9 protein-coding genes and 1 tRNA gene are annotated in these 12,029 nt (G+C 63.3%); 1 reads left to right on the top strand and 9 read right to left on the bottom strand.

What is annotated here, in order from left to right:
- On the bottom strand, nucleotides 1-2,595 hold a 2,595-nt coding region (locus ECTPHS_RS09540; RefSeq protein ID WP_040405721.1), incomplete at its 3' end, for a DEAD/DEAH box helicase family protein.
- A gap of 308 nt (nucleotides 2,596-2,903) precedes the next feature.
- A tRNA-Arg gene (locus ECTPHS_RS09535) sits at nucleotides 2,904-2,980 on the bottom strand.
- A gap of 627 nt (nucleotides 2,981-3,607) precedes the next feature.
- Here ECTPHS_RS09535 and mtgA point away from each other — a divergent pair.
- Nucleotides 3,608-4,303 carry a monofunctional biosynthetic peptidoglycan transglycosylase gene (gene mtgA, locus ECTPHS_RS09530; RefSeq protein ID WP_008932527.1) on the top strand — a complete coding sequence of 232 codons (696 nt, stop codon included), beginning with the start codon at nucleotides 3,608-3,610 and terminating at the stop codon, nucleotides 4,301-4,303.
- 12 nt (nucleotides 4,304-4,315) lie between these two features.
- Here the strand turns inward: mtgA and ECTPHS_RS09525 are convergent, their stop codons facing one another.
- The 7 genes from ECTPHS_RS09525 to gap all read right to left on the bottom strand — a co-directional run bounded on the left by ECTPHS_RS09525 (nucleotide 4,316) and on the right by gap (nucleotide 12,012).
- Nucleotides 4,316-4,648 carry a DUF3634 family protein gene (locus tag ECTPHS_RS09525; protein WP_008932526.1) on the bottom strand — a complete coding sequence of 111 codons (333 nt, stop codon included), beginning with the start codon at nucleotides 4,646-4,648 and terminating at the stop codon, nucleotides 4,316-4,318.
- 34 nt (nucleotides 4,649-4,682) lie between these two features.
- Nucleotides 4,683-5,834, bottom strand: coding sequence for a DNA polymerase IV (gene dinB / locus ECTPHS_RS09520; RefSeq protein ID WP_008932525.1), 1,152 nt, complete (start codon nucleotides 5,832-5,834; stop codon nucleotides 4,683-4,685).
- Nucleotides 5,835-5,858: 24 nt separating this feature from the next.
- A complete protein-coding gene (locus ECTPHS_RS09515; RefSeq protein WP_246828348.1) occupies nucleotides 5,859-6,845 on the bottom strand; it encodes a phospholipase A in 987 nt (328 codons plus the stop codon).
- 184 nt (nucleotides 6,846-7,029) lie between these two features.
- Nucleotides 7,030-8,094, bottom strand: coding sequence for a class II fructose-bisphosphate aldolase (gene fba, locus ECTPHS_RS09510; RefSeq protein WP_008932523.1), 1,065 nt, complete (start codon nucleotides 8,092-8,094; stop codon nucleotides 7,030-7,032).
- A gap of 85 nt (nucleotides 8,095-8,179) precedes the next feature.
- Nucleotides 8,180-9,622, bottom strand: coding sequence for a pyruvate kinase (gene pyk, locus ECTPHS_RS09505; protein ID WP_008932522.1), 1,443 nt, complete (start codon nucleotides 9,620-9,622; stop codon nucleotides 8,180-8,182).
- Nucleotides 9,623-9,674: 52 nt separating this feature from the next.
- On the bottom strand, nucleotides 9,675-10,853 hold the full coding sequence (locus ECTPHS_RS09500; RefSeq protein ID WP_008932521.1) for a phosphoglycerate kinase: 1,179 nt from the start codon (nucleotides 10,851-10,853) through the stop codon (nucleotides 9,675-9,677).
- 154 nt (nucleotides 10,854-11,007) lie between these two features.
- Nucleotides 11,008-12,012 (bottom strand): type I glyceraldehyde-3-phosphate dehydrogenase, encoded by a 1,005-nt coding sequence (gene gap, locus ECTPHS_RS09495; protein WP_008932520.1) that lies wholly within the window; start codon nucleotides 12,010-12,012, stop codon nucleotides 11,008-11,010.
- Between the last annotated feature and the right edge of the window lie 17 nt (nucleotides 12,013-12,029).

Below are 12,029 nucleotides of genomic sequence, written 5' to 3'. Positions count from 1 at the left end.
CTCCGGATAGGCATGCAGCCGATGCAGAAAAGCCTCGCCGGTGCCAGACTGATGCTGCTGGGCATCGATCTGGTAGGCGAGCATCTGCATCAGTAGGCGCTCCCGATCGCTACCGGGTGGATAGCCTGCCTTGCTCTCTCCCACCTTGAGCAGCAGATCGATGCGCTCGGGATCATCAAAATGCAGCAGATCGGAGAAACGACGCCCGAAATAGGCTTCCTCAGCACCCGTATCCTGGTTCAGCAACCCGGCATCACGCTTGAGATGGGTCCAGCCGGAGCGGCCACTTCGGCGATAAATATCTTCCAGTTCGATGGCTTGCTCCCGCAGGAAATCGACCAGACGGATATTGTTTCGGCCACGCAAGGCAGCATAGGTCTGCAATTCGGTGCGCAGGCGTCTCCAGTTTTGCTGCACCAGCCTTCTCAGGCTGTCTAGCACCTGTTCACGCGTTTTGCGTTGCAGATGCAGGTGGCAGCCTGGGGGGAGGGAGCCAAAGCCTTTTTCCACCGCGTCAATCAGTTCCCCACGAGGCAAACCGGTGAGGGAGGAAAGCAGTTGATCGAACCGGAATTCCTGACGGTGCCGCCCCACAAAATCCAGGATCAGACAGCTTTCCTTGCCGTGGGCCAGCCGCAAGCCCCTGCCAATCTGCTGCTGGAACAGCACGGGGCTCTGGGTAGGGCGCAACAGTAACAGGGTGTCCACCAGCGGTAGGTCAACACCCTCGTTGTACAGATCGCAGGTCACGATGGCGGAAACTTCGCCCCGCGCAAGAAGCTCCGGTGCACGCCGCCGCTCATCCGGCGCCGTGGCGCCGACCACACAGACGGCCTTGATGCCGGAAGCGTTGAGCCTGTCCGTCATGTATTGCGCATGGGCCACGGAAACGCAGAACACCAGGGTTCGGCCCCGCGCCGGGTCACCGGCCAGACGACGCCATTCATTCAGCACCAGCCGTGCACGCACGTCATTGCCGGTAATCAGATTGTCGATAGCCGCCAGTTCCCCGGGCTGATTCCACGGCACAGTGGAAAAGTCCGTGTCGTCGTCACAGGCGTAATACTCAAAGGGACAGAGCAGTTGCAGATCCAGGGCGTGCCAGAGCCGCAGCTCCACCGCCGGTGAGCCGTCGGGCCGATTATCAAAATAGTGCAGAATCGGCTGGCCGTCACTGCGCTCCGGGGTCGCAGTCAGGCCCAACAGGATATTGGGCTTGACTGCGCTGACAAAGTCGTGAAATCGCTGCGCCGCCAGGCGGTGGCATTCGTCCACGATCACCGTGTGCCAGTGCTCGGGACCAAACCGGTCCACTATATTCCTGGCAGTCACGCTGTCGATGGTGGCAAAGATGTGGTCGAACTGCTCGGGCTCGCGGCCACCGGCCAATATTTCACCAAAGCTGTGATCCCGCAGGACCTCCCTCCAGGTGCGCAATGCCTGTTTAAGGATCTCTTCCCGGTGCGCCACGAACAACAGCCGAGGCAAGCCTCCAGCCTTTGTGCAGGTACGTTTGTAATCGAACGCAGCCACCACAGTCTTGCCGGTGCCCGTGGCCGCCACTACCAGGTTGCGCCGGCGCCCGTGGTCCCGCTCGATCTGCAACTGATTGAGCATCTCCTGCTGATAGGTTTTCGGTTCGAGGTCGAAATAAGTGGGGCGAGCGATGATATCCTCGCCTGATTCCCGTTTCAGGGCCTCCCCCAGCGCTTCCCTATGCTGCTGATTGTACGGATCAAAGAGCTGAAACTCCCGATCCTCCCAAAGTGTTTCGAAATGGGCCTTGGCCCGTTCGAACAGATCGGTCTGCCCGCGCTCGGTGAACTTAACAGTCCACTCCAGGCCACCCATCAGCGCAGCGCCCGAGAGGTTAGCGCTCCCCACATAGGCTGTGCCGGAACCTGATCTCCGGTGGAACAACCACGCCTTGGCGTGCAGGCGGGTACGGCGACCGTCCAGGGAGACACGGATTTCGCAACCTGGCAGCCGGGCCAGTGCATCCAGGGCCTGGACTTCTGTGGCGCCGGTGTAGGTGGTGGTGAGGATACGCAGCCCGGTTCGCGGTCGGCCATCGGCCCCTACTGCAGTCGCAGACTGGAGGATATCCAAAAGCTTGCGCACCCCGGAAAGGGTGATGAAGCTGACCAGAATATCCACCTGATCGCAGGCAGAGAGTTCTCGGCGCAGTTCGGACAACAGGGATGGCGAGCCCTTGCCGGCTGTGAACAACCAGGGCAGGGCCAACCCCGTATCCGGCAACACGGGGGCAGAGGAATGCCGATGGACGGCCTGCAACAGTTGCAATGGCTCAACCAGGGCATCCCCCCTACCCTCATGACCATCAAGATGCTGGCGAGCATGTAACAGCACGGCGTTGGCAAGCGCCAGTTGGCGCTGGATTTTCTCCTGTCCGTCACCTTTCAGGTCGTCCAGTATGCGGCCAAGCTGGGATGTGATCGCTTCAACCAGCCGTTCAGAAGCATCCTCAGTGGACAGCCCTTTGAGTGTACGGCTCCGCTCGTCCGCAACACTGACGAGAGCATCCCTTAACGACTCAGTGAGCAGCCGGTCGTAGAGACCATCCGGCAATTCCATCGATTTTGCATTCCTGTTATTGATGGGTTTCGTAGATGGCTTTGCGTCATCTGTTAGCCCCCGAACACTACCACCTACTGAGGTAGGATGCCGCCCTCACTCCAGGGAACATTGATTGATTCCGCGCCTGCACTCAACCCAAGACGCGGCAGCGCCACTGAAAATATCTTTTGGCTAGCCTTTCACAGGCATGCATAGTGCTTTGAAGGAGGGCGCGGGGATAGGCACACAGCACCAATCCCATGTGACCAGGCAACAAAAAAGCCGCCCAGGATATCCTGTAAGCGGCTGTTTTGTTGTCTACTTTATGGCGCGCCCGACTGGATTCGAACCAGTGACCCCTGCCTTCGGAGGGCAGTACTCTATCCAGCTGAGCTACGGGCGCGTGAAAAAGGATGTTAGCACGTTTCAGGGCGAATGTGCGCCGGGAAACATCGCCTGCCGATGCGGGAAATTTCGACTGCGGCAAGGTGGCGCAGGATAGCCTAAACCGGGTCAGGTTCCAAGGGGGTGGCCTGAGAGAAGGGGGATCCGCGTTGGATCCCCCCTGGTACGGAATCACCGGGCGGCGGGAACCGCGTCGATGGCAAAGACCGTCGTTGTACAGGCGCGGATATACCCAGGAATATGCACAGCACGGGAAATACCTGATGCAGCGACATGACAACCCTAAGCTCTGCTCGGGTAGAACCGTAAACGAAATTAAAAAACTTCGAAATCAATCAATTAAAGACCTGGTCATTTCATGACCAATTCAGCCGCCCCCTGCTCTCATGCGCTCTTGACCCGGTTTCCGACATGCTCTCCACAGACTTATCCACAGCTTTTGTGGATAGTCGGCATTTTCCCTCTGACGCCGAGCAGTTAGCCGCTTCGCGGGAGAAATCCCGTGAGCTGTCGCCGGTAAGTGGGATATCGGCACGCATGGCTTCCGATCCGGGCTGGAAATTGAGATAGTTCCCGGGTGCGAAAATACCCGTCCAAACCCCGTCGCCGGTCCCTGTGGGGGCGCTTGCTGCGCTGGCTCCTGGCGAGCCTGGCGGCGCTGGTGCTGCTCAGCGCCCTGATCGTGGGCAGCCTGCGGTGGGTGGATCCCCCCACCACCGCCTTCATGCTGCAGCATCAGTGGTCTTCCCGCCCCGCCATCGGCACCATCCCGGTCAACCACGAGTGGGTGCCCCGGCAGCAAATTTCCGCCCATGCGGCCCTGGCCATGATCGCCGCGGAGGATCAGCGTTTTCTGGATCACCGGGGATTCGACTTTCGCTCCATCCGTGCCGCCATCGACGAATACCGGGACGGGGGGCGTCTGCGTGGCGCCAGCACCCTGTCCCAGCAGGTGGCCAAGAACGTGTTCCTGTGGCCCGAGCGCAGCCTGACCCGCAAGGTGACCGAGGCCTACCTGACCGTTCTGATCGAGGCCCTCTGGCCCAAGGAACGCATCCTGGAGGTGTATCTGAACGTGGCCCAGTTCGGACCCAACGTCTATGGGGTGGGGGCTGCCAGCAGGATCTATTTCGACAAACCGGCGGCGGAGCTCACGGCCGGGGAAGCGGCACTGCTGGCGGCAGTACTGCCCGGACCGGTGCGATACCGGGTGGCCGCCCCCTCGGATTACGTCCGTGCCCGGCAGGCCTGGATAGAACGCCAGATGGGGTATCTGGGCGGCACCGGCTTTCTGCAGGAGGTCTGGGACACCGCACCCTGAGCCGAAACGGTCTTACCCGGCGGCCCGATGACCACCACCACCGCCGCCGTCCGTGGGCGGTGTCCAGACATTGCGAAAGGGCTGGTGTACATGGGCCGGGATCTCCCGGGAGAAGCGCAGTTGCACCCCGTGGGCGGTCCGGACGCCGCTGATGCGCCCTTGGGTGAGACGATACATTCGCGCCACCTCATCGCAGCCACGCAGGAAACCGGGTGGCGCGGTCCCCCGCAAGGTCCGCGCCCTGCCCTTCTCCAGCGTGATGACGAAGGCGGTACGGGCATGCCATAGCAGCAGTACCAAGCCCAACAACAGGATCAACAGCATCACGGCAAGGGTCAGCAGCATCGTTTTCTCGTTCGGTCGTATTGGCTCAACATCATCAGAGCGGCAGCTCCATCTGCATGCCCCCGTCGGCCGGCGCGTCCTCGTCACCGAAACTCAGTCCCGACACACGCACTCCCAGCAAGCGAAGCCGCTGCTCCAGGGGCACCCGGCGCAGGCATTCCCCTGCCGCCCGGCGGATATCCATCGCCGCGGACACCGGACGCGCCAGGGTAATGTCACGGGTCAGGGTGCGGAAGTCCTCGTAGCGAAGCTTGATACCCACCGTGCGGCCCCGGCAGCCCTTGCGGGCCAGATCCTGGGATACCCGCATGCACAGGGCGGTGAAGATCTCCGACAGCTCGGCCCGGTCCTGACGAGGATGCAGATCCCGCTCGAAGGTCGTCTCCCTGCTGACCGAACGGGGTACCGAAACGGTTTCCACCGGCCGATCATCGATGCCCCGTGCCGCCTGATGCAACCAGGCCCCGTAGGTGGGGCCGAACTGCTCCCGCAACAGACCGGGGCCGCAGGCGGCCAGATCTCCCACCGTGAGGATACCCAGGGCTTCCAGCCGGGCGGCGGCCTTGGGTCCGATGCCGTTGACCTTTCCCACCGGCAGAGGCCAGATACGGGTCGGCACATCATCCGTGGTCAACAGGGTGAGACCATCCGGTTTGTCCAGCTCGGAACAGAGCTTGGCCAGAAGCTTGTTGGGGGCGATGCCGATGGAGCAGGTCAGGCCGGTAGCATCACGCACGGCCTGCTTGAGCCGCTGCCCCAGAGGTCCGGATGCGCCGGGAACGTGGGTGAGGTCGATATAGATCTCGTCGATGCCCCGGTCCTCGATGCAGGGGGCGATGGCGGCCACCGCCGTCTTGAAGCGACGGGAATAGTCCCGGTAGGCCTCGAAGTCAGGCGGCAACAGGATGGCTTCAGGGGCTTTCCGGGCCGCCTTCATCAGCCCCATGCCCGAAGACACACCCAGCGCCCGGGCCTCGTAGGTGGCCGTGGTGATCACTCCGCGTCCGGCATATTCTCCCAACCGCGCGGCAACGGCCTGCCCGGGTTCCCCCAAGGCGCGACGGCGGCCGCCGATCACCACGGGCCGGCCACGCAGCTCCGGGTGACGCAGCAGTTCCACGGAAGCATAGAAGGCATCCATGTCCAGATGGGCGATGCGTCGGGACAGGTCAGAGCGCGTATTCATGGGATGGGGCTCCCATGGCACGGGTCAGTAAAGATCACTCAGGGCCAGCCCGAAACCCAGGGTGTTCTGGCGCCAGTTATAGTCGATCATGCTCTCCCCGTAGCCGCTGAAAACCTGGGTATAGGCCCGTAGCGGCCCCAGTATCGGGGGACTCATCCAGGTGGCCTGGACGGCGCCCTTGCCGGTGGCGGGACGCCCCCTGAGCATCAGGGTGTAGCTGTGGCCGCCCTGCTGCCAGAAGGCGGTGAGGTCGCCGTACCCCAGATAATCGGTGATATCCGGATTGTCGTCCCGGGTGTCGCTTTCCTGAATCCGGTGCCAGACCCGGGCATTGAGGACAAGATCACCCCGCTCCACGCCTACTTCGGCAAAGAGCCGGTCCCAGCTGCGGGACAGGGGCTCGGCCCGGCCGTTGGACTGGTGGGTGTAACCCATGTTGAGCAGGCGCCAGTGGAAGCCCCCCAGGGACAGATCCGGCCGGTAGCTCAAGATCAGCTCCGGCATGTAGTTGGTTTCACGGAAAGGTCGCGACACCCCTTCCCGGTCGTTATAAACCTGCCACTGACTCTGCTGGGTATAGGCACCCCACAGACCCCAGCGGCGGTCATCCGTGGTCCAGAGCCGGGTCTTGAAACTGAATTGGAACCTGGCCTCCACCGAGTCCAGCTCCACCCGATCGGCATCGGCCAGTTCCGCCAGGGGCGAGAAGGGCTGTTCGTTGGGCCGGTCGCTGTAACGGGCCGGCAGCAGATAACTGGGGCGGTGGGAGGCGATCACGTAACGGCTGCTGTCCGGGGCAAACCCCCAGACGGCGTCGATGCGAGAGCCGGACCAGCGGGCCGGGTCGGAGCCCCGTGCCTCAGCCCCTCCGGGCAGTGCCAGGGTTCTGGCCCGTGGCGTTGTTGCTGGAATGTCACCATCCGCGCCGGGCTGTTCCGCCAGACGGTCGTAGCAGGCCAGGCGAGCATCGGCATCGGTGATGCCGGCGCAGGACTGCAGGGCTTCAGCCAACGGGGTCGCCGGCGCCGTGGCGGGCAGGAGCAGCAGAAGGGAAACAAGGGCAAGGAGACGGGGATTGTGTGCATGCATGGGAGAGGGAGGGGGTGGTGTGCCGGTTGTGAGCACTTTAGCAGAACCGCGCCCCCTCACCCCAACCCCTCTCCCGCAAGGGGAGAGGGGCGTGTTGGCGTTTACCTTACTGCACTTTGGGCGCCAGCTCGCCGGACTTGTAGCGCTTGACCATGGCTTCCAGGCTCACGGGCTTGATCCGGGAGGCCATGCCGGCGCAGCCGAAGGCCTCGTAGCGGGCCTTGCAGATGTCCTTCATGGCGGCGGTGGAGACCTTGAGGAACTTGCGGGGATCGAATTCCTTGGGGTTTTCCGCCAGGAACTTGCGAATGGCACCGGTGGAGGCCATGCGCAGGTCGGTATCGATGTTCACCTTGCGCACGCCGTGCTTGATGCCTTCCTGAATCTCTTCCACCGGCACGCCGTAGGTCTCGCCCATGTCGCCGCCGTGCTCGTTGATGATCTTGAGCCAGTCCTGGGGCACGGAAGAAGAGCCGTGCATCACCAGATGGGTGTTGGGGATGCGGGCATGGATCTCCTTGATGCGCTTGATGGCCAGGATGTCGCCGGTGGGCGGACGGGTGAACTTGTAGGCGCCGTGGCTGGTGCCGATGGCAATGGCCAGGGCATCCACTCCGGTCTTCTTGACGAAGTCGGCGGCCTCGTCCGGGTCGGTGAGCAGCTGGTCATGGGACAGCTGGCCTTCGGCGCCGGAACCGTCTTCCTCGCCGGCCATGCCGGTCTCCAGAGAACCCAGGCAGCCCAGCTCACCTTCCACGGACACGCCCAGCCAGTGGGCCATCTCGGTCACCTGGCGGGTCACTTCCACGTTGTACTCATAGGTGGAAGGCGTCTTCATGTCGGCCATCAGGGAGCCATCCATCATCACCGAGGTGAAACCGGACTGGATGGAGGACAGGCATACCGCCGGTTCGCTACCGTGGTCCTGGTGCAACACAATGGGGATGTGGGGATACTGTTCCGCCGCGGCAATGATGAGATGCCGCAGGAAGGGCTCGCCGGCATATTTGCGGGCGCCGGCGGAGGCCTGGATGATCACCGGGGCATCCACCTCGTCGGCGGCCTGCATGACCGCGTGCACCTGCTCCATGTTGTTGGCGTTGAAGGCGGGCATGCCGTAACCGTGCTCGGCGGCATGGTCCAGCAACTGTCTCAGAGAAATCAGGGCCATGAGGGACCTCCTGTGGGTTGTGGTCTTCGAATCGCGATGCGGTTCGGTATCGTTGTCGTTATGGGTTCGAGAATCAAGGGCGCGCCTATGGGGCAAAGTCCTGCAACGCCCCCACCTGGACGATCTTCATGGCGTTGGTGCCGCCCATGACGCCGGTGAGATCTCCCTTGGTGATGATGACCAGATCGCCATCCCTGACAACACCGGACTCCTGCAGCATGGCCACCACCTGACGGTTGTTGGCTGCGTGACTGGTATTGTCGCTCTCGAACAGAACCGGATAGACCCCCCGGTACAGGGCCATCCGGCGGCAAGTGCTTTCGTGACGGGTCATGGCGAAGATGGGGATGCCGGAACTGATGCGGGACATCCACTGGGCGGTGGAGCCGGATTCGGTCATGGCGGCGATGGCGCGCACATCCAGGTGGTTGGCGGTGTACATGGTGGCCATGGCAATGGCTTCGTCCACCCGTTCAAAGTAGCTGTCCATGCGATGGGTGGATACCCGGGCACTGCGCTGGCGCTCCGCTGCCTCGCAGATCCGCCCCATGGCCTCCACCGCCTTGTGAGGATAATTGCCGGTGGCCGTCTCACCAGAGAGCATGACCGCGTCGGTGCCGTCCAGCACCGCGTTGGCCACGTCGAACACCTCGGCCCGGGTGGGGATGGGGTTCTGGATCATGGACTCCATCATCTGGGTGGCGGTGATCACCACCCGGTTGCGGACGCGGGCCTGATGAATCAGGCGCTTTTGCACCCCCGGCAGTTCCGCGTCCCCGATCTCCACCCCCAGGTCGCCACGGGCAATCATGATCACATCGGTGGCGGTGAGGATCTCGTCGATGGCGTCCACCGCCTCGGCCCGTTCGATCTTGGCGCAGATCCCTCCCTGCCCGCCAGCCTCCCGCAACAGTTCCCGGGCGCGATTGACGTCGGCGGCGCTACGGGGAAAGGAGATGGCCAGAAAGTCCACGTCCAGCTCGGCGGCCAGGCGGATGTCCGCCCGGTCCTTGTCGGTGATGGCGGGGGCGGACAGGCCGCCCCCCTGACGGTTGATGCCCTTGTTGTTGGACAGGGTGCCGCCCACGGCCACGCGGGTATGGATCCGCGGCCCGTCCACCCGTTCCACCGTCAGCACCAGGCGACCGTCATCCAGCAGCAGGCTGTCGCCGGGGCTGACGTCGCCGGGCAGTTCCTTGTAAGTGATGCCCACCCGCTCCCGGTTGCCGGCATTGGAGTCCAGGTCCGCATCCAGCGTGAAGTCATCGCCTTCCTTCAGTTCCACGCTGCCCGAGGCAAAGCGGGCGGTGCGGATCTTCGGGCCTTGCAAATCCCCCAGCACGGCGACGATGCGGGAAGCTTCCCGGGCGGTCTCCCGCAACAGGGCCACCCGCTTGCGGTGATCGTCCGGATCGCCGTGGGAAAAGTTGATGCGCACCACGTCCACGCCGGCCTTCACCAGCGCGCGCATGGCGGACGGGCTGTCCGTGGCCGGTCCCAGGGTTGCTACGATCTTGGTTCTACGCATGTCAGGCCTTGTCCTTGCTCGGTAGGTACCGAAGATGGTGGGTGATGATCGCTCAGCCCTTGGCCCGGGCCTCCAGCATGGCGACGGCGGGCAGGGTCTTGCCTTCCAGGAACTCCAGGAAGGCACCTCCGCCGGTGGAGATATAGGAAATGCGGTCCGCCAGACCGTACTTGTCGATGGCGGCCAGGGTGTCGCCGCCGCCAGCGATGGAGAAGGCGTCGCTGGCGGCGATGGCCTCGCCCATGGCCTGGGTGCCGGCGGCAAACTGGTCGAACTCGAACACGCCCACGGGGCCGTTCCAGACGATGGTGCCGGCCTTCTTCAGCAGTTCGGCATAGCCGGCGGCGGTGTCCGGCCCCACGTCGAAGATCATGTCGTCATCGGCCACCTCCGCGACACCGCAGGTGGTGGCCGGGGTGGATTCGGAGAACGCCTTGCCCACGGTGACGTCGGTGGGAACGGGAATATCACCGCCCTTGGCCCGTGCCGCTTCCATCAGGCGCTTTGCCTCGGGGATCAGGTCGTTTTCACACAGGGATTTGCCCACTCCGTGACCCTGGGCGGCGATGAAGGTGTTGGCGATGCCGCCACCGACGATGAGCTGATCCACCACCTTGGACAGGGATTCGAGCACGGTCAGCTTGGTGGACACCTTGGAACCGCCGACGATAGCCACCAGCGGGCGCTTCGGATTGTCCAGGGCCTTGCCCAGGGCTTCCAGTTCCGCCGCCAGCAGGGGGCCGGCACAGGCCACCGGGGCGAACTTGCCGGCACCGTGGGTGGAGGCCTGGGCCCGGTGGGCAGTGCCGAAGGCGTCCATCACGTAGATGTCGCAGAGGGCGGCGTATTGCCTGGACAAGGCTTCGTCGTCCTTTTTTTCGCCCTTGTTGAAGCGGACGTTCTCCAGTAACACCACCTCGCCCTCGGCCACCTCCACCCCGTTCAGGTAATCGCGTACCAGGCGCACTTCCTTGCCCAGCAGACCGGAGAGATGGGCGGCCACCGGTGCCAGGGAGTCGGCCTCGCTGAACACGCCTTCCTCCGGGCGGCCCAGGTGGGACATCAGCATGACCCGGGCGCCGGCCTTCATGGCGTGCTCAATGGTGGGCAGGCTGGCGCGGATGCGGGCATCCGAGGTGACCTTGCCGTCCTTCACGGGGACGTTGAGATCCTCGCGGATCAGCACCCGCTGACCCTTCAGGTCCAGATCGGTCATCTTGATGACGGACATGCGCAACTCCTTGGATGGTTTTCGGATTGTTGTTCTGGGGGACTTGCAAAGTGTTCTGGCAAACCAAAACTTGCCGGAAAACTCTGGTTTTCTCTCCCTTCATCCCTGGCCCATCTCCCCCCGGGGGAGATGGGCTGGGGTGAGAGTTGACCGGTTACTGGCCGCCCACTTGCCGCGCCAGACGCAGCATGTTGCAGGTGTAGCCGTACTCGTTGTCGTACCAGGCCACCACCTTGACGAAGGTCTCGTCCAACTGAATGCCGGCTTCGGCGTCGAAGATGGACGGCAGGTTCACGCCGCGGAAGTCCGTGGCCACCACTTTCTCGTCGGTGTAGCCCAGCACGCCCTGCAGGTCACCGCTGGTAGCGGCGGACTTCATGGTCTGGCAGATGGTCTCGTAAGAGGCACCCTTTTCCAGTTCCACGGTCAGGTCCACCACGGAGACGTCGGAGGTGGGCACGCGGAAGGCCATGCCGGTGAGCTTGCCGTTCAGGGCGGGCAGCACCTTGCCCACGGCCTTGGCGGCGCCGGTGGAGGACGGAATGATGTTCTCCAGGATGCCGCGGCCACCGCGCCAGTCCTTCTGGGAGGGGCCGTCCACGGTCTTCTGGGTGGCGGTGGCGGCGTGGACGGTGCTCATCAGGCCGCGCTTGATGCCGAAGTTGTCGTTGAGCACCTTGGCCACCGGCGCCAGGGCGTTGGTGGTGCAGGAGGCGGCGGAGATGATGGCCTGACCGGCGTATTCCTTGTGGTTCACGCCGTACACGAACATGGGGGTGGCATCCTTGGACGGGGCGCTCTGGATGACCTTTTTGGCACCGGCGTCGATATGCTTCTGGCAGGTTTCCTCGGTGAGGAAGAAGCCGGTGGATTCGATCACCAGTTCGGCGCCGGCCTCGTTCCACTTGAGGTTGGCGGGGTCGCGCTCGGCGGTCAGGCGGATCTTCTTGCCGTTGACCACCATGTGGTTGCCTTCCACGGAGACTTCGCCGTCGAAGCGGCCGTGAACGGAGTCATAGCGCAGCATGTAGGCCAGGTATTCCGGATCCAGCAGATCGTTGATGGCCACCACTTCCAGTTCCGGGAATTCCTTGGAAATGGCCCGGAAAACCATGCGACCGATGCGGCCGAAACCGTTGATACCGACTTTGATTGTCATCGTTTGTTGTCTCCAGC

This window comes from Ectothiorhodospira sp. PHS-1 (assembly GCF_000225005.1).
In the GTDB taxonomy this organism is placed as follows: domain Bacteria; phylum Pseudomonadota; class Gammaproteobacteria; order Ectothiorhodospirales; family Ectothiorhodospiraceae; genus Ectothiorhodospira.
The sequence above is the reverse complement of the archived record's forward strand: the minus strand, read 5'-3'. Positions and strand labels throughout refer to the sequence as shown.